Below are 25,195 nucleotides of genomic sequence, written 5' to 3'. Positions count from 1 at the left end.
TAACGGGGCTGACGGCAAAAGAGTTAAGCATAATGACTGACGATTCGACATTAATGACGAGGAGCGGCAAAAATTTAGCCTGCCGGTCAGCAGTCATAACCTTATGAAACATCGGAAAAAGATGAAAATATGAAGTGATGACGATCACAAATTTTAATTTTTCAGCGCTATGCTATGCTTTTATACAACGAGTGAATCGTTAATTTAAAAACATAAGTGAGGAAAATTATGGGCATTATTTCATGGGTGGTTTTCGGTCTTATCGCTGGGATTTTGGCAAAATGGATTATGCCGGGTAAAGATGGCGGCGGATTCTTTATGACCATTATCTTAGGGGTTGTCGGTGCGGTAGTGGGGGGCTGGATCAGTACCTTCTTTGGTTTTGGTAAAGTTGATGGTTTCAACTTCGGCAGTTTCGTCGTAGCGGTTATCGGTGCGATTGTAGTGTTGTTTATCTACAGAAAAATCAAAAGCTAACTAAACATGTAGATAATAGGGGCCACTGATAAGTGGCCTTTATTTTGGTTACCACCACCCCAGTTCCGTGCCCAGAACCACGATGATCGCCACGCCAATCATAATAATCGTTGTTTTTTTCATCGTTATGCTCCCGGCGCAGCGTAGCCGCCAATAAAAAACCAGGATAAGAAAACGACAGCGGAAATGAAAATAATGACAGGGAAAATAATACCGAGTCGCATACGATTATCTACCAGAGTTATTTAAAGACGAGCCAGCATAGCAGGGCTTAATGTACGACAAAAGGGGTTTTATCCTGACGTTTTTTATCCTGATACATTGCGCTGTCTGCAAGATGAAGCGCACAGTTTACATCAGTCTCCAGCGGATCAATTTCCACCACACCCAGACTGGCACCAGGATAATACAGATGAATGTCACCCAGGTGGTAGTCACCGCAAATCTGCTGTTGCAGCTGATTTTTCACCTGCTGCAGACGCATAAGCTGATCAAGTTCATCTTCCGCTGACAGGCGAACGACTAAAAATTCGTCGCCGCCCAGTCGACCGAGAATGTCATTATCACTACATTCACGGAGCAGGCGCTGCCCAATCTGGATCAGGAACTGGTCACCAACCTCGTGGCCAAAGCGGTCATTGATCAATTTGAAATCATCCAAATCGATATAGGCGACAACTATCTTCTGCCTGAGGTGACGGGCAAGCGAAAAAAGGGTCTCCACATTTTCAAAAATTGCGCGCCGATTCGGTAACCCTGTCAGGGCATCAGTGTAGGAGTGAGCAATCAGCGCGGCGTTCGCTTCACGTAACTGAGCAACCAGCGACTCTTTTTGAATCGACTGGGCGATCAGACCGGCAAACAGATGTAATACTTGTTCTCCACGTTGGCTCAATGCCTGCTGCTGGCGACTGGTAGCGCAGAGCGTTCCGTAAAACGTTCCGTCGGGAAGATGAACGGGAGTGCTCAGAAAGGTGGTGATGTCCAGTGCGCGAGCGGCGGTACATTCCGGCCAGCGTGCGGGCACGTTGTCACTGTACAGACAGTTTTCCTCAATAGCGCGTTTGCACAGCGTTTCATCCCACGGCACGGATAGCCCTTCGGGGATCTGCATTTGGCGACTATTACGCGCATACAGAATATGCTGCAGACGGGCATCCAGATCGACCTTGGTCAGGTAGGTCGATTCCATCTCAGTCACCATCTCCAGCATCTCCAGAAGTTGACGAACCAGACTTTCAACAGACTGCTCCGTGGCTAAGGATTGTGAGACTCTGGCAAGGATCATGTCCGACATGAGATGTAAATGCTCCTGAGTAATGACTGGGCTGACGTTGCCCGCATGATAGAACATCAAGGTGAAAGATGAAACACGCCATCCAGCTCAGAATGTAAACATAAAATGGATAGCTGGCAGGAAAACATGGAGATAGATGGAAAGTCGGGGTAACCTGCCAGGATAAGGTTTTTAACAGGAGTAAATATGAAACTGGCATCTATTGTTTTGCCCGGCTTGCTGGTGCTGGCGGGGTGTACCACGGAACCGGAAGCGCCTGTGCCACCGAAAGTTGGCATGGCGAATCCAGCATCGGTGTATTGCGAACAAAAGGGCGGCTCGTTGATTGCGGTGCAGACTCCGCAAGGTGTTAAGTCTGACTGCAAACTACCCAACGGGGAAGTGATTGATGAATGGTCACTCTGGCGTAGAGATCATCCGGCAACGGCCAAGTAATACGCGGTCAGCATTGACGTAGCCACTCAGCGAGCACCAGCGCGTGGTTTTGCTGGGTATTCTTCGCCGCATACAGTAGCGTTAAGGTTTGCTGCTGGGCAATCTCTGCGAGGCGCTTTCCTTCCTGCTGCTGTTGGGCCAGCTCTGCGCGATATTGCTCGGAAAAGTGTGAAAAATCGATCAGTTCTGCGTGGAATGCTTTGCGCAATTCAGAAGATGGCGTCAGCGTTTTATTCCATTCGTTGAAAGCAAGGTCAGTCTTTTTTATCCCGCGTGGCCACAACCGGTCGACTAACACGCGATAACCATCGCTTTTTTCTGCCGGGTCATACACACGTTTACACTGAATCTTCATCTCTTCATCCGCTCCTTTCAGCTACCGCTCAGGTATTGCTCATCGATTTTATTATGGTTAAATAAGATCGTAAAACGTGACCATTATAGCATTTTGCCCACCCTGACTCCCAATTTAAGGGATTGTGATACCACTAAAAAGTCGGTAGGCTGAGGCTCCTTATGCTGTCCCTTATTGTCAGGACACAAGGAAAGCTTAATGGAAATTTCCCCAATTAAAGATACGCTTCGCATTGCGCTGGTGGGCGATTACAGCCCCGATATTGTGGCGCACCAGGCTATTCCCCTTGCTATCGATGATGCTGCCGCCGTCCTGGAATTGGTGGCTGATTATGACTGGCTAACTACTTCTGATATCAACAGCAGTGAGGACTTGATTGGCTATGATGCCATCTGGGTCGTTCCAGGCAGTCCATATCGCCATCTTGAAGGGGCGCTGATAGCGATACGCTACGCGCGTGAAAACAGCATCCCATTCCTGGGTACCTGCGGCGGCTTTCAACATGCAATTCTGGAGTACGCCCGCAACGTGCTGGGTTGGCGCGACGCCGCCCACGCCGAGACTGACACCACGGGTCGGATGGTGATAGCACCATTGACCTGCTCGCTGGTAGAAAAAACGGATGATATTGAGCTGCGGGCCAATACGCTGATTGCCAAAGCCTACGGGCGGGATGTTATCACCGAGGGATATCACTGCAACTATGGCGTATCGGAGGATTTTGCCGCCGAGCTTGAAAGCGGCGATCTTCGGGTGACCGGTTGGGATGAGGCTGGTGATATTCGTGCCATTGAGCTGGTGACGCATCCATTTTATGTTGGCACACTCTTTCAGCATGAACGTGGCGCGCTGGCGGGTAAACCCGTGCCGTTAGTCCAGGCGATGCTGCGCGCCGCGCGCGGATAAAAAAACGGGCAGGTTGTCCACGGACCTGCCCTGTGCATTATGCGCTCGCGATCTCCCGATTACGCCCCGCGCACAGACCAAATACCGCCATCAGCATCGCTAACACGGCGACACCCGCTAATGGAATCAGCCAGCTATCGTTGAGGTCGTGAATTTTCCCCATCAGTGGTGGTCCGCAGGCCGCCAGTAAATATCCGACAGACTGTGCCATGCCGGAGAGGGCAGCAGCCTGATGCGCTGAGCTTGCGCGCAGGCCAATAAAGGTCAAGCCGAGGATCATCGTCGCGCCTGAGCCAAAGCCAAACAGGATGGTCCATAGCAATGCCTGGTCGGGCATTATGGCGAATCCCGCCGCGCCGACGGCGCACATTAATGAAACCAGAGCGGCGATGGCGCGCTGATCCTTAAATCTGTTCAGGACGAGAGGAATCAATAACCCCGGCGCGGCGGTCGCCAGCTGCAGTAAACCATGCAGCGAACCGGCCTGCGCCTCGCTGTAGCCGTGACTGATCAAAATGGCGGGCAGCCAGCCGATGATGACGTAGTAGATAAGCGAATTGATCCCCAGAAACAGCGTCACCTGCCAGGCGAGGCTGGAGCGCCAGATCGCGCGGGAATGCAGAGCGCGCGAGTTGCTCAAGCTGGCATTGGCCGTCTGGCGGCATTGGGGTAACCAGATAATCAGTGCCAGTAGCGGAAAGGCCATCAGTACCATCAGCGCACCGCGCCAGCCAAACCCGTTCAACGCCAGTGGTACCACAATGGCGGAACCCAGTGCCGCTGCCGCGCCCATGGTCAGCGAGTATGCGCCAGTGAGTTTCGCCACATGCTGAGCAAAATCACGCTTAATCAGTCCGGGTAAAAGCACATTTCCCAAGGCGATTCCGCAACCAATGATCGCGGTGCCGCTAAAAAGGAACCCTGGTGAGGGCAGCGAACGTATCACAATACCCGCGCAAATGAGTAGCATAGCGACAAACAGGCTGCGTTCGATACCCCAACGGCGCGCAACGGCAGCAGCCAGAGGTGAAACCAGTGCGAAAGCCAGCAGTGGCAGCGTGGTCAGAAGCCCCGTCTGGGCGGTACTCAGACCGTAGTCGGCGCGAATTGCATCCAGTAACGGGGCTGCACCGGTAAAGGTGACGCGCAATGTGGTGGCAATCATCAGGATCCCCGCGATCAGCAATGCTGCGCTCTTGCCACGGGAGGAAGGTGTATTTGTCATTTTTTTCTCATATAGTCAGGCGAGGCGATACCTTAGCGTTTTTACTCAATGGATGAATCAAGCTAAAATGACAGTTTATCGCTTAAATCGGACATTTTTATGTTAGGACTGAGGCTGGATGGATACGAACCCGATCTTCACCACGATGCGGCGGTGGCGTTTTGTATTCAGGCCCGGGAAGATGAACTTTTCAGTCCGTTGCATCAGCACCGTAAAGGCCAGTTGATTCTGGCATTGCATGGCGCGATCACCTGTGAGGTTGAGAATGCTATGTGGATGGTGCCCCCGCAATATGCGGTGTGGATCCCCGGTGAAATTCCACACAGCAACCACGTTACCGTTGGCGCGCAATTGTGCTTTTTGTTTATTGAGCCGCAGGCCGTCGTGATGCCCGATCGTTGCTGCACGCTGAAAATTGCTCCGTTGTGCCGGGAGCTTATTCTGGCGCTGGCATCTAAAACGGATGCCCAACGGCTGGAGCCGGCAACCCATCGGCTGACGCAAGTGTTGTTTGATGAACTGCCGCAGCAACCCCAGGAGCAAATGCAGTTACCGGTTTCCGATCACCCGAAAATTCGCAGAATGGTCGCAACGATGGCGAGAGAGCCTGCACAATGGCAGACGTTGGGACAATGGGCCAGCGTATTTGCGATGAGTGAACGTAACCTTGCTCGCCTGGTCGTCAAAGAAACGGGGTTGAGTTTTCGCCGCTGGCGTCACCAGCTCCAGCTGATTCTGGCGCTGCAGGCGTTAATTGATGGTCGCAATGTACAACAGGTCGCGCAAATGCTCGGGTACGATTCGACCACGGCATTTATCACTATGTTCAAAAAAGGCCTGGGACAGACACCAGGCCGTTATCTGAACGGGCTGGCTACTGCTTCCCAACAATCAATGAGACCAGACCTGCCGCAATAAGCGGCCCCACTGGAACACCACGAAACAGCGCCACGCCCAGTACCGTGCCCACCAGTAAACCAGCAACAAGCTGAGGCTGGCTGCCCATTAGCGTAACGCCGCGTCCGCCAAGCCAGGAGACAAATACCCCAACGGCAATAGCAACCAGTGATTTCCAGTTCACAAAGGAGTGGATGAGCGTGGAGGGCGGTAGTGTTCCGCTGGCGATCGGCGCCATGACGCCAATGGTCAGAATTATAATCCCGACGGTCAGGCCCTGTTTTTCAATCCAGGGAAAGAAGGTATTCAGTGGGGTAACGCGGACTATGATCAGCACCAGAATTGAAACAGCGACAGTGGTGTTGTGGCTGACAAAGCCCAGAGCTGCCAGTCCGAGCAGGATCAGCAGAGTGACATCAAACATCGTAGTTTCCTTGCCAAAAGAAAAAATAAGCCTGCTTACTGTACGCGTAAATGCGTGACGGAACAGGCTTTTTTTAATGATTATGATTTTTTTGGGCTAATGCACGAAGCGATGTTTTTTACTGCTAACTTGTGCAGTTATTGTTCTCTGCGGAACGGGATTAATTCTGGTTGCGCGATGCGCAGGTAATCTGCGGTATCCATGATCACGGATTTTTCCAGCATTCCGGCATTGAACGCAATTTCATTAAAACGCTCAAACAACAGCGGGTCGGCGACCAGCTTGAGGTTCGGATGAAAACTAAACGGTGGGATAGCACCAAATACGCAGCCAGTCAGTTCATCTACCTCCGCCGGGCTGGCAAGTGACGCTCTCAACCCGCCAATATGGCTGGCCAACAGGCTCAGGTCGGCCTGCTGATCGGCAGAGAGGATCGCCAGAACATGCTGATTGACGCCGTTGCCTTTTACTTTGCAGACCAGCGCTTTTGCACCCTGACCCAGTGCGGTACCGCGAATTTCAGAGACAGCTTCACATTTGCCTACGGCTTCATGGCTGACTACGCGGTAGGTCGCACCGTGTTCTGACAACAGGGAGATTAAACGCTGGTGCGTTGCGTTACCTTTGTTTACTTCCGTCATGACTTACTCCTGGTACAACAATGAAAATCCTGTCAGAAAAATAATTACGCATCGGTGCGTTTTTTCTGTTTGTTCAGGTAGAGCTGTGCATCAGATGCTTTATAGGCATCATCAATGGTGTCGTTTGGCTGCATATTATAAATCCCGACAGAGAAGCTGATTGATCTATCTTGCGCAATAATTTGTAAGTTATAGCGAATCCTCTCCAGCAGGCGGGGCGTTAATTCACTGGGGTGATCGATGAGGATAATGCAAAACTCATCGCCACCGAGGCGGATGGCATAGTCACTTTTGCGAATGGACGTTTGAATAGCTTTGGCCAGGAGGGTGATAATGCGATCGCCTTCCTTATGCCCCAACGTATCATTAATAACTTTTAGTTTGTCGCAATCAATGGCGATAAAGGTCACGAGCGTTCCCGTGTTCACCAACTGTTGCAAACGCTGCTCAAGCGCTGGCGTTAAAATTTTACGGTTGTAGAGCCCTGTCATCGCATCACTGACGTTTTCCCGTGTGACGTTGTGATACAAGCGAAAATGCGTTCTAACCATATTCAGCAGCAATATCGTTGCCAGTAGATAGAAGGCGAATATCTTCCAGGACGAGACAATAAAGTACATAACATCAAGTGAGAGGGTGATATGTATACCGCCAGGTATGTCCTTCTCATAGTGAACGTAGCGGAATAGATTGGTCTCACTTTGGTGAACGTGGATCTCTTTACCTGAGCTGATATCAGAGAGCGTCACGTTAAGATAGCGCCAGACCAGAGGACGATCGCTGGTATAGAAAATATTCTTTAAATTCTCTTTGTTGATGTCCACCATCACCACGCCTTTTAGCTTACCGGCATAGTAGACCGGGGTTAAAAAGCTCATCACCTTTTTCTCGGTCAGGTTATCCTCATAAATGCTGGAAATCACCGTGCGGCCGGTGAAAATACCGTCAATATCATTCTGATCGATGCCCAGCGAGCCTTTTTGCAAAAATGTCCAGTTGTGTATCGCAAATTTCCGTGAGTCGATCAGATTATAAAAATAGACGTAGTTATTCTTGAGATCGACGTAGTAGCGAAATTTATACTCCAGCGTTCCTAATCCCTGACCGTAATCTTTTTGCAGGCGATTGACGTTCACCGCCCGGTCAAAAGAGGGTAACAGGAATACGTCTTCGAGTTGCCCGCTACATTTGGTTGAGGTGGTCTGAAGCGTACCGTGTAATGGCAGGTAATTATGCGTTGTGAGATTGAGCCCATGTGTACCGTTAACGCTATCGAAAGCATCGCAGAACGCTTTTTGTTGTTCGACAGATGCGGGTTCCTTAGGGGATGAAAAGGTGCGCATCAGATGGGCTGCAATACTCTGATTGGTGTACTTATCATAGAGAAAGGAGGAGTCGGCTTTCTCATTGATATAGCGCATATAGGCATTCATTGCCTTATCACTGGCAATCAGTTCATAAACCAAAAAAGAAGATGTCAAAACAATAACGCTGACTGAGATAAAGAGCCTGAGCGCTTTATGATGCAACTTCATAATGAATTACAGCCCATAGGTTAGAGATGCGATTTTACCACATGCTCCACATTCGCTCTAACGAAGCGGCGGGATAAACCATTGCAAAATGTCACGATCATGATACAGGGTAATGTAATCAGCCGAAGCCGAAGCCTCGGCCGAAAGTGGTCGCTTAATTATTGCTGGTGGTACTTTGCTTATGAAACAGTTCGCGGAATACCGGGTAAATATCATCCTGGTCGCGAATATGTTGCATCGCAAAGTTATCAAAGGTTGATTGCAGATGTTCGTATTCACGCCATAAGGTTTGGTGAGCACGGCGAGTGATTTCGATATAGCTGTAATAGCGGACCACTGGCAGCAGCTTTTTCGCCAAAATCTCATGACACAGCGGTGAATCATCAGCCCAGTTATCACCGTCCGATGCCTGTGCAGCATAGATGTTCCACTGGGCAGGGTTGTAGCGCTCTTTCACCACTTCATCCATTAACTTCAGCGCACTGGAGACAATGGTTCCCCCGGTTTCCTGAGAGTAGAAGAACTCGTGCTCATCCACTTCTTTCGCCTGGGTATGGTGGCGAATATAAACCACCTCCACGTTCTTATAGGTCCGGCTTAAGAACAGATACAGCAGGATATAAAAACGTTTAGCCATATCTTTGGTCGACTGATCCATTGAACCAGAGACGTCCATCAGGCAGAACATCACCGCCTGGCTGGAAGGGTCGGGGCGTTTTTCATAATTCTTGTAGCGTAAATCAAAGGTGTCGATAAATGGCACGCGTTCGATTTTTGCCCGTAGTTCGGCAATCTCTTTGCGTAACCGTTCCTCTTCCAGCAACTGTGCTGGTTCGCTTTTCGCGATGGTTTCCAGATCCGCTTCGAGAGCATGCAGTTCGCGACGCTTACCCGCTGTCATCGCCGTGCGGCGCGCCAGTGAGTTTTGCAGGGATCGCACCACGCTGATGTTGGCAGGCACACCGTTAGAGGTAAAACCTGCCCGGTGCGTTTTGTACTCCGTTAGCTGACGCTGCTGATTCTGCTTCAGGTTAGGAAGTGCTAAATCTTCGAACAACAGATCGAGATATTCATCTTTAGAGATCTGAAAGACGAACTCATCCTGACCCTCACCATCCTGGCTGGCCTGGCCTTGTCCGCTTCCTGAACCGCCACCGCCGCCCTGTGGGCGTTCAATGCGGTCATTCTGCACAAAATGGTCATTACCCGGATGCACGCGATGGCGCAGGCCACCACGTCCCTGATGAAACATTGGTTCGCTAATATCATCAGTCGGAATAGAGACAGATTCGCCGCTATCCACATCAGTCACCGAACGCTTGTTAATGGCCTCGGAGATCGACTGTTTAATTTGCGATTTATAACGGCGTAAGAAGCGCTGGCGGTTTACCGTGCTCTTGTTTTTGCCGTTAAGACGCCGGTCAATAAACCAGGTCATAAGCCCCCCGTACTGCCAACTGTTCGCCATGTCTGTAAGTGCCGGATGGCGCTGGCGCTATCCGGCCTACGGAACATTGTTTTGCAAGCCCGGTAAGCGCATGCGCCACCGAGCACTTGTGTTAAGACGATTTACGTACGCGCAAATACCATTCGCACAGTAAACGCACCTGTTTACGCGTGTAGCCTTTTTCCATCATACGGTCGACGAAATCGTCGTGTTTTTTCTGCTCGTCAGTCGAGGTTTTAGCATTGAACGAAATGACCGGCAGCAGCTCCTCGGTATTGGAGAACATTTTCTTCTCAATAACCGTGCGCAGTTTTTCGTAACTGGTCCAGTTTGGATTGCGACCGCTGTTATTCGCTCTGGCACGCAGAACAAAGTTGACGATCTCGTTACGGAAATCTTTCGGGTTACTGATACCCGCCGGTTTCTCAATTTTCTCCAGTTCTGAGTTCAGCGACTCGCGGTCAAACAGCTGACCGGTATCCGGGTCGCGATACTCCTGATCCTGAATCCAGAAATCCGCATAAGTGACATAACGGTCGAAAATGTTCTGTCCGTATTCGGAATAGGATTCGAGATAAGCCGTCTGGATCTCTTTGCCGATGAATTCAGCATATTTCGGGATCAAATAGCCTTTCAGGAACTCAAGATAACGCTCAGCTTGCTCCTGCGGGAACTGTTCACGTTCGATTTGCTGCTCCAGTACGTAAAACAGATGTACCGGGTTAGCAGCCACTTCGGCATGGTCAAAGTTAAAGACGCGAGAGAGGATCTTAAACGCGAAACGCGTGGACAGACCGTTCATTCCCTCATCAACCCCGGCGTAATCCCGATACTCCTGATAGGATTTCGCTTTCGGATCGGTATCTTTCAGGCTTTCGCCATCGTAAACGCGCATCTTCGAGTAAATGCTCGAGTTCTCAGGTTCTTTCAGGCGAGAAAGAATAGTGAAACGAGAGAGCGTTTCCAGTGTGCCCGGTGCGCAAGGCGCATGGGTCAGCTCACTGTGGTTAAGCAGTTTTTCGTAAATTTTGATCTCTTCAGAGATACGCAGGCAATAAGGCACTTTGACGATGTAAACACGGTCAAGGAACGCCTCATTGTTTTTGTTATTACGGAACGTTACCCATTCGGACTCGTTCGAGTGGGCAAGAATAATCCCGTTAAACGGCAGGGCAGAGATACCTTCTGTCCCGTTGTAGTTTCCTTCCTGGGTGGCGGTCAGCAGAGGATGCAGCACTTTAATCGGTGCTTTAAACATCTCAACGAACTCCATAATCCCCTGGTTTGAGCGGCACAGTGCCCCCGAATAACCGTAGGCATCAGGATCGTTCTGGGCGTGGTGTTCGAGTTTACGAATATCCACTTTCCCGACCAGCGCAGAAATATCCTGGTTGTTTTCATCACCAGGCTCCGTTTTGGCGATTGCGATCTGCTCCAGAATAGACGGCCAGACTTTGACGACGCGGAATTTTGTAATGTCCCCGCCAAAATCGTGCAGACGTTTCGCAGCCCAGGGCGACATGATCGTACCGAGATAGCGACGCGGGATCCCATACTCTTTTTCCAGGATCTGCGCGTCTTCCTGCGGATTAAACAGGCATAACGGATGATCGTTGACCGGGCTACGTTCGCCATTGGCACTCAGGACATAAATCGGTACTCTCTGCATCAGCGACTTCAGCCGCTCAGCAAGAGATGATTTCCCCCCTCCCACAGGCCCCAGCAGATACAGAATCTGCTTCTTCTCTTCCAGACCCTGAGCCGCATGTTTCAAATAAGAAACAATTTGCTCAATGGCGTCTTCCATGCCGTAAAACTCTTCAAAGGCGGGATAGCGTGCAATTACCCGATTCGAAAAGAGTCGAGATAGTCGAGGTTCGTGGGCAGTGTCGACCATGACAGGCTCACCAATAGCCATTAATAGCCGCTCTGCCGCGTTGGCATAAGCACTGCGATCTTGCCGACAAGTGGTAAGAAACTCCTGCAGCGTGAACTCTTCGTCCTTGGCAGCTTCATAACGCTGGCGATAGTGATCGAATATATTCATGGTATGCCGTCCTTTCGTTTTTTAGCACATGTTAAGAGCCGTTCATATGAATAGTAGAGGCCCCTGAAGAGGTAAACTGAACGACGTCGCTGCTGAAAAAATAAGCAACTCTCATGCCATTTTAGTGGTCAGGAGATCAACGTATTCGGTGATACACCTTCTAAAATTAAGCGTAGATGGCATTTGCAAAACTTGCCTGTGTGCGCAAATGAATTTCAATGGCATATCAATAACTCATCAGCAAAAAAAGCACATCTTATGTAAAGAATTGGAGCGGGATTCATGCAGTGTTCATCGTCCTGCAAGCAAAATGTCATCACTCGCTGAGAAATTAGGGGGTTACATTCTGGGGCGAATACGTAAAATAGTTGGGCTGAAGCGTATTGGCGGTTACACTTTGACCGCTACACATTTGAATAAGGAATTATGGATTGTGACCAAACTCAAACTTCTGGCACTTGGCGTCCTTGCCGCAACCGCAGTTAGCACCACACAGGCGGAAAGCCAGTGGACTGTTGGCGCGGGTGTCGGCGTGATTAACAGCCCATACAAACAGTATGACCGCGATGTTTACCCTGTTCCGGTTGTCACCTATGAAGGCGATAATGTGTGGTTCCACGGCTTGGGTGGCGGTTACTATTTGTGGAATGACACGACAGATAAGCTTTCCATCATGGCGTACTATGATCCGACACACTTCAAGCCAGGTGATAGCGATAGCCATGCTTTGCGCCAACTCGACAAGCGTAAAAGCAGCTTGATGGCTGGCCTCTCGTATGTACATAACACCCAGTATGGTTTCCTGCGTACTGCACTGGCGGGCGATACTCTGGATAACAGCAACGGCTTTATCTGGGATCTGGCCTGGCTCTACCGTTACACCAATGGTGGGCTGACTCTGACACCGGGTATCGGTGTGCAGTACAGCAGCGAAAACTACAACGACTATTATTATGGCGTGTCCAATCACGAGTCTCGCCGCAGTGGTCTGAAAAGCTACAACGCTGACGATGGATGGGATCCGTATCTGGAGTTGACCGCGAGCTATAACTTCCTTGGCAACTGGAACGTATACGGCACTGGCCGTTATGTGCGTTTGAGTGATGAAGTGAAAGACAGCCCGATGGTCGATAAGTCCTGGTCTGGCATCTTCTCGGTGGGTGTAACATACAAGTTCTGATGCTACTGCGCATCAAACACTAGCCCGCATCAGTGCGGGCTTTTTTGTGCGCTACTGATATGAATATTGATCTAAAACATGAGATTTCATCTTTTGTGCTGATTTGACATTCTGTCAGGCTACAACGAAATTTTAACGTATTATTCCTGTCGCTGTTACGAAAAATAAACCTCTCATTTTACTAGCCTGGTATCTATTCTTTTTTGCATGAGGTAATATCGCCATGCCTTAATGATTTATTATTCTGGGCTGTCGTTTTCTGGGGTCATAATTTATTGATAATACTGTGTTTTATTGTGTCACGATGCGCGAGCTATTTATTTTCAAGTGGCGTAAAGATAACTGATAACTATTTTGGCTTATTTTGAATGTTAACTTTCAGGTGAAAAAAATAAAAATTAATCATTTGTTTTTATTTTACATTCTTTAGGTATTTGTCTGAAAAAATTAAAATTGACATTAAATATCCTATTGCCGATATTCATTAAACTTTAAAAGTAGTGATAGCAACTCTCGTGGTAAGGCCTTAAATATGCCATGGGGATATCTTGAGTAAAACCTGGTATAAATAATGAAAAAGTTAATCATGATAGCTGTGATGGGCGGGATCCTGGCTGGATGCACCAGCGAGGCTTCACGCATGAGTGCATGCGAAAGTAAAGGGATCAGCCGCGATGCCTGCTACATCGCCGAACAAAACCGTCAGGCGACAATCAATGCCGCGGCTGAAAAACAGGCCCTGGAAAACGCGCAAAATCTGTATAGCTCTGATGGCACCCATTCCGACCATCACCACAAACACGATAAATACTAAGGTTTAACTCATGAAGAAATTGATTATTATCGCTGCGCTGGTGGCTTCATCTGCTGCGCCTGCTTATGCTATCAGCGAAGCATATCGTCAGCAATTACAGCATGAACACAAAACTCAGGTCAGCGATGCTAATGCCCCGGTACACGCCAGCAAAACCACACCCGTGCATGTGAATAAACTGGGCGTGGACTTTAAACGTGGTGCTGATGGCATTGCTTATATTAATGGCAAGCCTGCGGCAAACGATGAAAACAATGCGGATGCACAATCCTACAGTGCGGGTTTGATTTCCGTCATCGTCTATAAAAATGGAAAAATTAACGCCATGAAAGAAGGTAAATATTTAGGTCGGTTGAAATAAGCGCTGTACAGCTATAATTATTCATTATTTCGGCCCGGGACTGCATCAGAGCCTGGGCCTTTTACTTTAATCGCATTAACGGGCGACACGCCAATCCATGATGGTGCAATTTGTGCACCCTAACAGGACACATGCACGTTGTTTTGCTTTACTGTGGTGCATTAACACAGGAGGGTGCGATGACAGCGAAACAGGTGACGTTTACAAACCAGGTATCGCTTCCTGCTATTGGGCAGGGAACATGGTACATGGGCGAGGATCCAAGCCGACGCCGGGATGAAGTGTCTGCGCTGCAGGCCGGACTGGATCTCGGCCTGCGATTGATTGATACCGCAGAAATGTACGCTGATGGTGCAGCGGAAGAGGTGGTGGGTGAAGCATTAACGGGACGGCGTGATAGCGCTTTTTTAGTCTCGAAAGTTTACCCATGGAATGCTGGTGGACAGAACGCCATTGCCGCCTGCGAAGCGAGCCTGCGTCGACTGAAAACTGATTATCTGGATCTCTATTTGCTGCACTGGATGGGCGATTTTTCATTTGCAGAGACCATCGATGCCATGGAAACACTGATTGCGCAGGGGAAAATCCGCCGTTGGGGCGTCTCAAATCTCGATTATGATGATATGCAGGCGTTATGGCAGGTACCCGGTGGACGAGAGTGTGCGACTAACCAGGTGCTTTATCATTTAGCCTCGCGCGGTATTGAATATGATTTACTGCCGTGGTGCCAGCAGCAGCAGATGCCGGTCATGGCATACAGTCCGCTGGCCCAGGCGGGACGACTGCGTGGCGATTTGCTTTCTAACTCTGTGGTGAATGACATCGCGCACGCGCACAATGTTAGCGCTGCGCAGATTTTGCTGGCATGGGTGATTCATCAGTCGGGTGTAATAGCCATTCCGAAAGCCGCAAGCGTAGCGCATGTCGAACAAAATGCCGCCGCGCTGGAGATAACGCTCTCTGTAGATGAGTTGAAGCAGTTAGATAAGGCGTATCCGGCGCCAAAAGGTAAAACCGCGCTGGATATGGCCTGATTTGCCAAATGCCGATGTTCCCGCAGCTTATCAGGCCTACGGTTGCGTGTAGTTTGTAGGCCGGATAAGGCATTAGCCGCATCCGGCATCGTGCGCGGAACTGCCTGATGCGCTGAGCTTATCAGGCCTGCGGCTGCGTGTAGTTTGTAGGCCGGATAAGGCATTAGCCGCATCCGGCATGGTGCGCGGAACTGCCTGATGGCGCAGCGCTTATCAGACCTACGGCTGTATGTAGTTTGTAGGCCGGATAAGGCGTCAGCCGCATCCGGCATGGTGCGCGGAACTGCCTGATGCGCTGTGCTTATCAGGCCTACGGCTGTATGTAGTTTGTCGGCCGGATAAGGCGTTAGCCGCATCCGGCATGGTGCGTGGAACTGCCTGATGCGCTGTGCTTATCAGGCCTGCGGCTGTATGTAGTTTGTAGGCCGGATAAGGCGTCAGCTGCATCCGGCATGGTGCGCGGAACTGCCTGATGGCGCAGCGCTTATCAGACCTACGGCTGTATGTAGTTTGTAGGCCGGATAAGGCGTCAGCCGCATCCGGCACGGTGCGCGGAATTGCCTGATGGCGCTGTGCTTATCAGGCCTACGGCTGTATGTAGTTTGTAGGCCGGATAAGGCGTTAGCCGCATCCGGCATGGTGCGCAGAGCTGTGTTAGCGTTTAGCTACACGAATAGTCTGCGCGAGGCGAGATGGTTTTTCTTCGGTGGTTTTCTGCGGAGCGGTCGCGTAAGCCGTTTCTACACAAACAAACGTTTTGTAGCCATCATCCGGCATGTCGCCCATGCTGACGGACAGCGCCGGGCCAGGGTTCCAGCCCACGACATTCAGATGGTGGTGGTGGACAACATCTATATTGCGATTCAACGCATCATCATGAATCACGCTGCACGCTTCCGGATTCAGATAGACACGATCGGTGCGGTCCGGGAAGGTCTGGATACCATCAGCCAGCACATCTTCTTTAGCATCATTCACTTTATCGATCAGGCGATCGCCAAGACCACTGACTTTCACTGCCGCAATGTCACCAATGTTGAAATAGGTATGCAGTGCCGAGGTGGTTTCAAACTCACCATGAGCTTCCAGCTCCATTTCACAGGTGGCTCCCACTTTGAAGCGAGACAGCAGACAGAACTCGTGCGGCCAAAGCTGACGCGTTTCAGCGTTGCTCTGCAGTTCAAACGTCAGCACCACGCCATTGTCGTCTTCGTTGTGCGCTTTCAGCGTCCATGGCAGGTTGCGGGCAAAACCATGCGAGGGCAGGCCCTCCTTAGCAGCCGGACCAAACCACGGCCAGCAAATTGGTACGCCGCCACGCAGCGCTACGCCGGTTTTAAACGGGGTATTATTACTTAACCACAGGACTTCCTCTTCACCATTTGGTTTCCAGGAAAGAAGATGTGCGCCCTGCAGTGCGAAAGAAGCTTTAACCTGTGGGTGATCGACAACAAGAACCTCAAGCTCATCAAGCTGACGGCGGGAGAGGACAGGGGTAATTTGTTCGATTACCGGAAGTGCAAAAATTTTATTAATCATTACGCAATCCTTTCTTCAGGCAAAAAAAAGAGCGACCTGAGTCGCTCTTACAGATTACTGTTTCATCTCAACTTATTTGGAGATGTGAGCAATCAGGTCCAGAACTTTGTTGGAGTAGCCGGTTTCGTTGTCGTACCAGGATACCAGTTTCACGAAGTTGTCGTTCAGTGCGATACCAGCTTTAGCATCGAACACGGAAGTGCAAACTTCACCGTTGAAATCGGTAGATACTACGTCGTCTTCGGTGTAACCCAGAACGCCTTTCATCGGGCCTTCGGAAGCAGCTTTGATTGCTTTCTTAATTTCTTCGTAAGAAGCAGCTTTTTCCAGACGAACAGTCAGGTCAACAACGGATACGTTCGGGGTAGGAACGCGGAACGCCATACCAGTCAGTTTGCCGTTCAGTTCTGGCAGTACTTTACCTACTGCTTTAGCTGCACCGGTAGAGGACGGGATGATGTTCTGGGATGCGCCGCGGCCGCCGCGCCAGTCTTTGTGAGACGGGCCATCAACGGTTTTCTGAGTAGCGGTGGTCGCGTGAACAGTAGTCATCAGACCTTCGATGATGCCGAAGTTGTCGTTGATAACTTTAGCCAGCGGAGCCAGGCAGTTAGTGGTGCAGGAAGCGTTAGAAACGATGTCCTGACCTTCGTATTTGTCAAAGTTAGCGCCTTTAACAAACATCGGAGTGTTATCTTTGGACGGACCAGTCAGAACCACTTTTTTCGCGCCAGCAGTGATGTGCTTACGAGCGGTTTCATCTGTCAGGAACAGGCCAGTAGCTTCAGCTACTACGTCAACACCAACTTCGTCCCATTTCAGGTTAGCCGGATCACGTTCAGCGGTAACACGGATTTTTTTACCGTTTACGATCAGATGACCGTCTTTCACTTCAACGGTACCGTTGAAACGGCCGTGAGTGGAGTCATATTTCAGCATGTAAGCCATGTAGTCAGCGTCTAACAGGTCGTTGATTGCAACGATCTCGATGTCAGAGCGTTCTTGAGCAGCACGGAAAACAATGCGACCGATACGGCCAAAACCGTTGATACCTACTTTGATAGTCATATATTCCACCAGCTATTTGTTAGTGAATAAAAGGTTGCCTGTAAAATTACAAAAACCTTACGCAGCGTCAAGCGGAATCGTGTCAATCATTGCGACAAATCAATCTGCTGCCTAAGCTTTGCGCAACTGACTCGCCTCACTCTTCCTTTGGGCTTGAAACCACATGGGGTCGGCGGCCCGAATTTTAAAGGGCAATCAAGATAAAAACGTGATTCTGATCACGAATTGCAGGCTGCCATTTCGCAAGGATCAAGTTTAGAACAAAAGTTCGCACTCCGGTGTTAATGTTTTGTTAGAATCTGTCTCGCGATGTGAGTTTAGATAAAGCGAGATGTGAGCAAATGGCTAATCAACCTTCTCCAGAAGAACTGAAAAAAAATTTAACCGAAATGCAGTTCTACGTAACGCAGAATCACGGGACAGAACCGCCATTTACCGGACGTTTGCTACATAACAAACGTGACGGCATCTACCACTGTTTGATCTGCGACAATCCGCTATTTCGTTCCGAGACAAAATATGACTCTGGCTGCGGCTGGCCCAGCTTTTACGAGCCTGTCAGCGATGAGGCTATCCGTTACATAAAAGATACGTCACACGGCATGCAGCGCATTGAAATCCGCTGCGGAAACTGTGATGCACACCTGGGACACGTCTTCCCGGATGGTCCGAAACCTACCGGTGAACGGTACTGCGTTAACTCAGCGTCTTTGAACTTCACCGATGGTGAAAACGGTGAGCAAACCAAGGGTTGAAGAAACGATTCAGCAAATTATTCTACGGAGAGTGGATTTAACATGAATCTTGATGAGATGATCAACAGCATGACGCCGGAAGTTTATCAGCGCTTATCGACTGCCGTTGAACTCGGAAAATGGCCGGATGGCGTAGCGCTAACGGCAGAACAAAAAGAGAATAGCTTACAGCTGGTGATGTTATGGCAGGCGCGAAACAATATTGACGCGCAGCATATGACGATTGATACCAACGGTGAGATGGTGATGAAGAGCAAGCAGCAGTTGAAGGTTGAGTTTGGTATTACACCAGAACCGATTGCGACGTTTAAATCCTGATTACCCAGGCCCGGCAAACATCTGTGTCGGGCCTGCAGTTGATGTTATTTCTTGTTCATCATCGCCTTCAGATCGGCGAACGGGTTGTATTTCGCTTCGCCTACGGCCTTTTGCGCATCTTCTCCTGCAACCACCGTTGAACCATACTGGTCCGCTTCCGTATATTTGGAATGCTCGTGATCGTGGCAGTACAGGCACAACATTTCCCAGTTGCTACCATCTTCCGGGTTATTCGAGTGATCGTGATCGATATGGTGTACCGTCAACTCGCGCAAATTTGAATACACGAACTCACGGGAACAGCGTCCGCAGACCCAGGGAAAGAGTTTAAGCGCCTTTTCCCGGTAACCGACTTCCAGACGGGCGTAATTTTTAGGGATAAAAGCCATAAAAGCGCATGCCTCCAGTAGAAATGAAGAGCTGCGCCAAAAGCTGGCGCAGCGGAATGCGCTAATCATAACCTATTGTGTCAGGCGTTGGGATCAGTGTTTGATGCCTAACGAATCGGCTAACTGCTTTGCCAACTGATTATTGTCATCCGCGCCATACTCCCAGAACATGGCGCCTGCCAACCCTTTGCTTTTGATGTAGTCGGCTTTGATCGCCACCGAACGCGGGTTTTCATAGGAGAGGGCAAAGAGTTTTTTTCCATCCGCAGACTGTACCGACAGCCACGGCACCTTCGCTTCATCATCCCAATGTTGGCTAAAGCGTTTTTGCGGATCGTTGATCAACTTCGCCACGATATCGTTGTACTTCACGTAGGTGTCTTTGCTCAGGTCGACGCCCAGTGATTTGAACAACTCAATTTGAGCTGACTCGAAATAGGGCTGGGTAGCCGGGTTTTTCTGCGCGTCAGGTTTGCTCCAGTCAATACCTGGCTCAACGGCGCGTTTTGGTACCCGTCCATAAAAGCCAATGCCCAGATTCATTTGACTCGGTTTCAGACCGGCGGCGAGATAGTTATTGACCACAAAATCGGCGCTGTACTTATCTGCCGCGGCGACCGTTGGCCATTGCGTCGAATCATACAGGTTCGAGTTGAAATACTGGGTGCCGTAAGCCATGTCGTAGGTCATCAGGTTGATGTAGTCGAGCGATGGTGCAATTGCTTTTACATCCACCCAGCTTTTCGGACTTTCTGCATTTGCGCCCACGGCGATGGTCAGCAGTTTTTTATGCCCCAATGCGGCGCGCAGTTCTGTTAGCAGCGCGGTGAAGTTAGCGCGGTCAGTCGGTTGGCTTTCGACCAGTCCCCAGGCACCGTTAACTGGATATTCCCAGTCGAGGTCGATGCCATCCAGACCATATTTCGCAATTATCTCCTGCGCAGACTGAATAAACACCGCGCGTGTTTCCTTCGTGGCTGCCGCGCCAGAGAATCCACGCGCTCCCCAACCGCCGACGGAAAGCAACACTTTCAGGTTTGGATTTTGTTTACGCAGCTGTGGAATTTTCAGCAAATCATCCTGCACTTTCTGTGAAAGCCAAATCTGATGCAGTTTGCTGACGTCTTTTAAGGCGTCATTGGTCTCGTCTTTTTCGTTGTTGTAGACAAGGCCAAACGAATAGTTGAGATGGGTTATCTGGCGAACATCCAGTTTATTGATGTCGCCACCGGGACCGGCAGTGACGTCGCCGCCACCATTAAAGTAGCCAACTGACATCAGTGAACTGGCGGAAACAACGCTGGCGCAGAGCAGGGGTAATGCTGCCAACAAAGGCAATAGTTTCATCGGTGTTCCTCTTTGACATTTAAACAAGCAAACACGCCACGGAAATGGCGTGGCGAAAAAAACAGCATCCGCAGGTTAACAGTTTCATAACAGGAAAAATGCGAAGAGGTTCACGCCATTTTAGCGAAGCGGCAGCCACGTTCACTTGGGTTTCAGTTCATCTTTGCATTTATTTGTGATCTTGGTTGTGAAATACAGATCAAAATCTGTGTTTTAAAGATTTGGTGTTGACCTCAAAAATTATATGGATAAGTATGATGGTCACTGATGCAAAACTAAACACAAAGGAAAATTCCATGAAAGCACTGGCGAGATTTGGCAAGGCCTTTGGCGGCTACAAGATGATTGATGTTCCGGAACCTGTATGTGGTCCGGATGACGTTGTGATTGAAATTAAGGCTGCTGCTATCTGCGGCGCTGACATGAAACACTACAATGTCGACAGTGGATCCGAGCAGTTTAATTCGATTCGTGGTCATGAATTTGCGGGTCAAATTGTGCAGGTTGGCGACAAGGTTAAGGACTGGAAGGTGGGACAGCGAGTTGTGTCTGACAACAGCGGGCACGTTTGCGGCGTTTGTCCGGCCTGTGAACAGGGCGATTTTCTTTGTTGTACAGAAAAGGTGAATTTAGGTCTGGACAACAATACTTGGGGCGGTGGGTTTTCTAAATATTGTCTGGTCCCTGGGGAAATCCTCAAAATTCACCGCCATGCTCTGTGGGAAATCCCGGCAGGGGTAGATTATGAAGAGGCGGCTGTACTGGATCCTATCTGCAATGCCTACAAATCTATCGCTCAGCAATCCAAATTTCTTCCAGGCCAGGATGTGGTGGTCTTTGGTACCGGTCCGTTAGGACTCTTTTCTGTTCAAATGGCGCGCATTATGGGGGCCGTTAATATTGTGATGGTCGGGCTGGAAGAGGATGTTGCCGTACGCTTCCCGATCGCCAAAGAGCTGGGCGCGACAGCTGTCGTTAACGGTTCGACCGAAGATGTGGTTGCACGCTGCCAGGAAATCTGCGGTAAAGACAATCTGGGGCTGGTCATCGAATGCTCTGGTGCCAATATCGCCCTTAAACAATCAATCGAAATGCTGCGCCCGAATGGTGAAGTCGTTCGCGTCGGTATGGGCTTTAAACCTCTCGATTTCTCCATCAACGACATCACCGCGTGGAATAAAAGCATCATTGGCCATATGGCCTACGATTCCACATCCTGGCGCAACGCTATACGCCTGCTGGCCAGCGGCGCGATCAAAGTTAAACCGATGATTACTCACCGTATCGGCTTGTCGCAATGGCGCGAAGGGTTTGACGCCATGGTCGATAAAACCGCGATTAAGGTCATCATGACCTATGACTTTGATGAATAATCCCATTTATTAAAGGAAGGTTCCCGGATGGAACAGATAGCGAAACCGCACTGCGGCGCCAGGCTGGACAGGCTGCCTGACTGTCGCTGGCACTCATCGATGTTTGCCATGGTCGCCTTTGGATTACTGGTCTGCTGGAGTAATGCCGTCGGCGGATTAATTCTCGCGCAGTTAAAAGAACTTGGCTGGACTGATAATTCCACCACCGCCACGTTTTCCGCCATTACGACGGCGGGAATGTTTCTCGGCGCGCTCGGCGGCGGAATCATAGGCGATAAAATCGGGCGTAAAAATGCGTTTATCCTGTATGAAGCGATTCATATTATTGCCATGGTCATTGGGGCATTCTCACCGAATATGACCTTCCTGATCGCCTGCCGTTTTGTCATGGGGGTTGGATTAGGCGCGCTGCTGGTGACTCTGTTTGCCGGGTTCACCGAATATATGCCCGGCAGGAATCGCGGCACCTGGTCAAGCCGGGTCTCGTTTATCGGTAACTGGTCTTATCCGCTCTGTTCGCTGATCGCGATGGGTTTGACGCCGTTAATCAGCGCCGAATGGAACTGGCGCGTGCAGTTGCTGATCCCGGCCATACTGTCGCTGGTGGCGACCGTTATTGCCTGGCGTAGTTTCCCGGAGTCGCCCCGCTGGCTGGAATCCCGCGGACGCTACGCCGAAGCTGAAAAGGTGATGCGGGCCATTGAAGAAGGGGTTGTTCAGCAGACCGGCAAGCCGCTGCCGCCTGTGGTAATTGAAGATGACGGCAAAGCCCCGCGCACGGTTCCTTATTCGGCCTTATTAACGGGTGTGTTACTGAAGCGCGTTATTTTAGGTTCCTTTGTCCTGATTGCCATGAACGTTGTGCAGTACACCTTAATTAACTGGCTGCCGACCATATTTATGACTCAGGGGATTAACCTGAAAGACTCGATTGTCTTAAATACCATGAGCATGTTCGGTGCGCCGTTTGGGATTTTTATCGCCATGCTGGTGATGGATAAAATTCACAGAAAGACCATGGGGGTGGGCTTATTAGTATTAATCGCCGTGCTGGGATATATCTATTCACTGCAAACCAGCATGCTGCTGATTACGCTAATTGGCTTCTTCCTGATTACCTTTGTCTATATGTATGTTTGTTATGCCTCTGCGGTATATGTTCCGGAAATATGGCCGACCGAAGCAAAACTTCGCGGTTCTGGTCTGGCGAATGCGGTAGGGCGTATCAGCGGTATCGCCGCGCCTTATGCGGTGGCGGTGTTGCTTAACGGTTATGGCGTAACGGGGGTGTTTGTCCTGCTGGGTGCGGTCTCCATTATTGTCGCTGTCGCCATTGCTACCATCGGAATTGAAACCAAAGGCGTCTCTGTCGAAAGTCTCGGTATTGATGCAGTTACCAGCAAATAATATTGATGGGGAAATAAAATGAAAAATTCAAAAGCGATATTAAAAACGCCGGGCACGATGAAAATTATTGCCGCCGATATCCCGGTACCCAAAGAGCATGAAGTACTGATCAAAATTGAATACGTAGGTATTTGCGGTTCAGATGTTCACGGTTTCGAATCAGGTCCCTTTATTCCGCCAAAAGACCCAAACCAGGAAATTGGCCTCGGACATGAATGTGCCGGTACGGTGGTGGCGGTAGGAAATCGCGTCAGTAAATTTAAACCGGGCGATCGGGTGAACATTGAACCCGGCGTGCCGTGTGGTCACTGCCGCTACTGTCTGGAGGGCAAATACAACATCTGTCCTGATGTCGACTTTATGGCCACGCAGCCTAATTATCGCGGCGCGCTAACCCACTATCTGTGCCATCCGGAGAGCTTCACTTACAAGCTGCCCGATAACATGGACACCATGGAAGGCGCGCTGGTAGAGCCTGCGGCGGTAGGGATGCATGCCGCAATGCTGGCAGACGTTAAACCGGGCAAGAAAATCGTCATTCTGGGGGCGGGCTGTATTGGTTTAATGACCCTGCAAGCCTGTAAATGTTTGGGGGCTACCGACATCGCCGTTGTTGATGTTCTGGAAAAACGTCTGGCCATGGCCGAGCAGCTTGGTGCGACGACGGTGATCAACGGAGCGAAAGAGGACACCGTTGCCCGCTGTCAGCAGTTCTCCGGCGATATGGGAGCTGACATTGTTTTTGAAACTGCCGGCTCGGCGATCACCGTTAAGCAGGCTCCGTACCTGGTGATGCGCGGCGGGAAAATCATGATCGTTGGGACGGTTCCCGGTGATTCGGCGATTAATTTCCTCAAAATTAACCGTGAAGTCTCCATTCAGACCGTTTTCCGCTACGCCAACCGCTATCCGGTCACTATTGAAGCCATTTCCTCCGGGCGTTTCGATGTCAAGTCGATGGTGACGCATATTTATGATTATGAAGATGTTCAGCACGCGTTTGATGAGTCAGTTAACAACAAATGCGAAATTATCAAAGGTGTTATTAAAGTTAACCATTAATTTATTGAAAAGGGAGAGACAACCATGCTGGCAGATATTAAATATTGGGAAAATGATGCCCAGAATAAACATTATGCGATTGCCCACTTTAACGTGTGGAATGCGGAAATGTTAATGGGGGTGATGGATGCGGCGGAAGAGTCTAAATCGCCGGTAATTATTTCATTCGGCACCGGCTTTGTGGGTAATACATCGTTTGAAGATTTTTCGCATATGATGGTTTCGATGGCGAAAAAAGCCTCAGTGCCGGTTATTACCCACTGGGACCACGGGCGCAGTATGGAAATTATCCATAACGCCTGGACTCACGGCATGAATTCACTGATGCGCGATGCCTCCGCTTTTGATTTCGAAGAGAATATTCGCCTGACTAAAGAGGCGGTGGACTTCTTCCATCCGTTGGGTATTCCGGTTGAGGCGGAGCTGGGCCACGTGGGGAATGAAACGGTTTATGAAGAAGCGCTGGCGGGCTATCACTATACCGACCCGAGCCAGGCGGCGGAATTTGTCGAGCGTACCGGCTGCGATTCTCTGGCGGTAGCGATTGGTAACCAGCACGGTGTCTATACTTCTGAGCCGAAACTGAATTTCGACGTGGTCAAACGCGTGCGCGAAGCGGTATCCGTTCCGCTGGTGCTGCACGGCGCGTCCGGCATTAGCGATGCGGGTATCAAAAAAGCCATTTCATTAGGTATTTCGAAAATCAATATTCATACCGAACTGTGCCAGGCGGCAATGGCGGCGGTGCAGGAGAACCAGAATCAGCCGTTCCTGCACGTTGAGCGTGAAGTTCGCAAAGCGGTAAAAGAGCGCGCGCTGGAGAAAATCAAACTGTTTGGCTCTGACGGTAAAGCGGAATGAC

27 protein-coding genes and 1 pseudogene are annotated in these 25,195 nt (G+C 50.0%); 14 read left to right on the top strand and 14 right to left on the bottom strand.

Translation table 11 applies throughout. The features are described 5' to 3' along the window. The first annotated feature begins 228 nt into the window (after positions 1-228). A complete protein-coding gene (locus SK35_RS14445) occupies positions 229-477 on the top strand; it encodes a GlsB/YeaQ/YmgE family stress response membrane protein (protein ID WP_003832440.1) in 249 nt (82 codons plus the stop codon). Positions 478-525: 48 nt separating this feature from the next. Here the strand turns inward: SK35_RS14445 and yoaJ are convergent, their stop codons facing one another. The 3 genes from yoaJ to SK35_RS14430 are packed head-to-tail and all read right to left on the bottom strand — an operon-like array spanning position 526 to position 1,774. Further along, positions 526-600 (bottom strand): protein YoaJ, encoded by a 75-nt coding sequence (yoaJ, locus tag SK35_RS14440; protein WP_095533175.1) that lies wholly within the window; start codon positions 598-600, stop codon positions 526-528. A gap of 2 nt (positions 601-602) precedes the next feature. Next, positions 603-701, bottom strand: coding sequence for a YoaK family small membrane protein (locus SK35_RS14435; RefSeq protein ID WP_032941789.1), 99 nt, complete (start codon positions 699-701; stop codon positions 603-605). 47 nt (positions 702-748) lie between these two features. Further along, positions 749-1,774, bottom strand: coding sequence for a sensor domain-containing diguanylate cyclase (locus SK35_RS14430; RefSeq protein ID WP_048214379.1), 1,026 nt, complete (start codon positions 1,772-1,774; stop codon positions 749-751). A 186-nt stretch (positions 1,775-1,960) separates the two neighbouring features. Here SK35_RS14430 and SK35_RS14425 point away from each other — a divergent pair, with 186 nt between their 5' ends. Then, a complete protein-coding gene (locus SK35_RS14425) occupies positions 1,961-2,209 on the top strand; it encodes a putative hemolysin (protein WP_048214378.1) in 249 nt (82 codons plus the stop codon). Between the two features lie 7 nt (positions 2,210-2,216). Here the strand turns inward: SK35_RS14425 and SK35_RS14420 are convergent, their stop codons facing one another. Next, positions 2,217-2,564 carry a DUF488 domain-containing protein gene (locus SK35_RS14420; RefSeq protein ID WP_008784512.1) on the bottom strand — a complete coding sequence of 116 codons (348 nt, stop codon included), beginning with the start codon at positions 2,562-2,564 and terminating at the stop codon, positions 2,217-2,219. Positions 2,565-2,762: 198 nt separating this feature from the next. Here SK35_RS14420 and SK35_RS14415 point away from each other — a divergent pair, with 198 nt between their 5' ends. Next, positions 2,763-3,470 (top strand): CTP synthase C-terminal region-related (seleno)protein, encoded by a 708-nt coding sequence (locus SK35_RS14415; RefSeq protein ID WP_048214377.1) that lies wholly within the window; start codon positions 2,763-2,765, stop codon positions 3,468-3,470. A gap of 37 nt (positions 3,471-3,507) precedes the next feature. Here the strand turns inward: SK35_RS14415 and SK35_RS14410 are convergent, their stop codons facing one another. Continuing rightward, positions 3,508-4,695 carry a CynX/NimT family MFS transporter gene (locus SK35_RS14410; RefSeq protein ID WP_048214376.1) on the bottom strand — a complete coding sequence of 396 codons (1,188 nt, stop codon included), beginning with the start codon at positions 4,693-4,695 and terminating at the stop codon, positions 3,508-3,510. 99 nt (positions 4,696-4,794) lie between these two features. Between SK35_RS14410 and SK35_RS14405 the strand changes: the two are divergent. Beyond that, positions 4,795-5,593 (top strand): annotated as a pseudogene (locus SK35_RS14405) (AraC family transcriptional regulator). Here SK35_RS14405 and SK35_RS14400 read toward each other — a convergent pair. The 5 genes from SK35_RS14400 to yeaG all read right to left on the bottom strand — a co-directional run bounded on the left by SK35_RS14400 (position 5,570) and on the right by yeaG (position 11,686). Further along, complete coding sequence (locus SK35_RS14400) at positions 5,570-6,016, bottom strand: DUF441 domain-containing protein (protein WP_003832453.1); 447 nt, start codon at positions 6,014-6,016, stop codon at positions 5,570-5,572. The pseudogene SK35_RS14405 and the gene SK35_RS14400 sit on opposite strands and share 24 nt — an antisense overlap. Positions 6,017-6,153: 137 nt before the next feature. Further along, positions 6,154-6,657, bottom strand: coding sequence for a YbaK/prolyl-tRNA synthetase associated domain-containing protein (locus SK35_RS14395; protein ID WP_032943105.1), 504 nt, complete (start codon positions 6,655-6,657; stop codon positions 6,154-6,156). A gap of 44 nt (positions 6,658-6,701) precedes the next feature. Next, on the bottom strand, positions 6,702-8,192 hold the full coding sequence (gene dgcJ / locus SK35_RS14390) for a diguanylate cyclase DgcJ (RefSeq protein ID WP_048214374.1): 1,491 nt from the start codon (positions 8,190-8,192) through the stop codon (positions 6,702-6,704). Between the two features lie 154 nt (positions 8,193-8,346). Next, positions 8,347-9,630 (bottom strand): YeaH/YhbH family protein, encoded by a 1,284-nt coding sequence (locus tag SK35_RS14385; RefSeq protein ID WP_048214373.1) that lies wholly within the window; start codon positions 9,628-9,630, stop codon positions 8,347-8,349. Positions 9,631-9,751: 121 nt separating this feature from the next. Further along, positions 9,752-11,686, bottom strand: a complete 1,935-nt coding sequence (gene yeaG, locus SK35_RS14380) for a protein kinase YeaG (protein WP_003030707.1) — start codon at positions 11,684-11,686, stop codon at positions 9,752-9,754. A gap of 433 nt (positions 11,687-12,119) precedes the next feature. Here yeaG and SK35_RS14375 point away from each other — a divergent pair, with 433 nt between their 5' ends. From SK35_RS14375 to SK35_RS14360, 4 genes are all read left to right on the top strand, one after another. Next, positions 12,120-12,866: a MipA/OmpV family protein gene (locus SK35_RS14375; protein ID WP_048214372.1), complete on the top strand. Its 747-nt coding sequence runs from the start codon at positions 12,120-12,122 to the stop codon at positions 12,864-12,866. A gap of 571 nt (positions 12,867-13,437) precedes the next feature. Continuing rightward, positions 13,438-13,680 carry a hypothetical protein gene (locus SK35_RS14370; protein WP_048214371.1) on the top strand — a complete coding sequence of 81 codons (243 nt, stop codon included), beginning with the start codon at positions 13,438-13,440 and terminating at the stop codon, positions 13,678-13,680. Between the two features lie 10 nt (positions 13,681-13,690). Then, the gene (locus SK35_RS14365; RefSeq protein WP_048214370.1) at positions 13,691-14,041 is read left to right on the top strand and encodes a hypothetical protein; all 351 of its coding nucleotides are present in this window, start codon (positions 13,691-13,693) and stop codon (positions 14,039-14,041) included. A 179-nt stretch (positions 14,042-14,220) separates the two neighbouring features. Then, the gene (locus tag SK35_RS14360; RefSeq protein WP_048214369.1) at positions 14,221-15,075 is read left to right on the top strand and encodes an aldo/keto reductase; all 855 of its coding nucleotides are present in this window, start codon (positions 14,221-14,223) and stop codon (positions 15,073-15,075) included. A gap of 654 nt (positions 15,076-15,729) precedes the next feature. On the opposite strand, the gene SK35_RS14355 is transcribed toward SK35_RS14360, so the two are convergent. Continuing rightward, complete coding sequence (locus SK35_RS14355; protein ID WP_048214368.1) at positions 15,730-16,614, bottom strand: D-hexose-6-phosphate mutarotase; 885 nt, start codon at positions 16,612-16,614, stop codon at positions 15,730-15,732. A 72-nt stretch (positions 16,615-16,686) separates the two neighbouring features. Next, entirely contained in the window at positions 16,687-17,682 is a 996-nt protein-coding gene (gene gapA / locus SK35_RS14350; protein ID WP_003030697.1) for a glyceraldehyde-3-phosphate dehydrogenase, read from the bottom strand. A gap of 341 nt (positions 17,683-18,023) precedes the next feature. Between gapA and msrB the strand changes: the two genes are divergently transcribed. Both msrB and SK35_RS14340 read left to right on the top strand, forming a co-directional pair. Continuing rightward, on the top strand, positions 18,024-18,437 hold the full coding sequence (gene msrB, locus SK35_RS14345) for a peptide-methionine (R)-S-oxide reductase MsrB (RefSeq protein ID WP_003832475.1): 414 nt from the start codon (positions 18,024-18,026) through the stop codon (positions 18,435-18,437). Positions 18,438-18,479: 42 nt separating this feature from the next. Then, positions 18,480-18,755 carry a YeaC family protein gene (locus SK35_RS14340; RefSeq protein WP_003030693.1) on the top strand — a complete coding sequence of 92 codons (276 nt, stop codon included), beginning with the start codon at positions 18,480-18,482 and terminating at the stop codon, positions 18,753-18,755. Positions 18,756-18,799: 44 nt separating this feature from the next. Here SK35_RS14340 and yajD read toward each other — a convergent pair whose 3' ends face one another. Together yajD and SK35_RS14330 are read right to left on the bottom strand one after the other, a co-directional pair. Further along, complete coding sequence (gene yajD / locus SK35_RS14335; RefSeq protein WP_003832478.1) at positions 18,800-19,144, bottom strand: HNH nuclease YajD; 345 nt, start codon at positions 19,142-19,144, stop codon at positions 18,800-18,802. A 93-nt stretch (positions 19,145-19,237) separates the two neighbouring features. Further along, positions 19,238-20,491: a glycoside hydrolase family 18 protein gene (locus tag SK35_RS14330; RefSeq protein WP_048214367.1), complete on the bottom strand. Its 1,254-nt coding sequence runs from the start codon at positions 20,489-20,491 to the stop codon at positions 19,238-19,240. 296 nt (positions 20,492-20,787) lie between these two features. On the opposite strand from SK35_RS14330, the gene SK35_RS14325 reads away from it, so the two are divergent. From SK35_RS14325 to SK35_RS14310, 4 genes are read left to right on the top strand one after another with little or no spacing between them, the layout of a single operon-like run. After that, a complete protein-coding gene (locus SK35_RS14325) occupies positions 20,788-21,864 on the top strand; it encodes a zinc-binding dehydrogenase (protein ID WP_048214366.1) in 1,077 nt (358 codons plus the stop codon). Between the two features lie 27 nt (positions 21,865-21,891). Then, entirely contained in the window at positions 21,892-23,271 is a 1,380-nt protein-coding gene (locus SK35_RS14320; RefSeq protein WP_048214365.1) for an MFS transporter, read from the top strand. Positions 23,272-23,289: 18 nt separating this feature from the next. Continuing rightward, positions 23,290-24,333, top strand: coding sequence for an NAD(P)-dependent alcohol dehydrogenase (locus SK35_RS14315; RefSeq protein WP_048214364.1), 1,044 nt, complete (start codon positions 23,290-23,292; stop codon positions 24,331-24,333). Positions 24,334-24,357: 24 nt separating this feature from the next. Then, positions 24,358-25,194 carry a ketose-bisphosphate aldolase gene (locus tag SK35_RS14310; protein WP_048214363.1) on the top strand — a complete coding sequence of 279 codons (837 nt, stop codon included), beginning with the start codon at positions 24,358-24,360 and terminating at the stop codon, positions 25,192-25,194. The last annotated feature ends 1 nt before the right edge of the window (position 25,195 follow it).

The sequence above is a fragment of the Citrobacter sp. MGH105 genome, assembly GCF_001037485.2.
In the GTDB taxonomy this organism is placed as follows: domain Bacteria; phylum Pseudomonadota; class Gammaproteobacteria; order Enterobacterales; family Enterobacteriaceae; genus Citrobacter; species Citrobacter portucalensis.
This window is presented reverse-complemented; position numbering and strand designations above follow the sequence as displayed.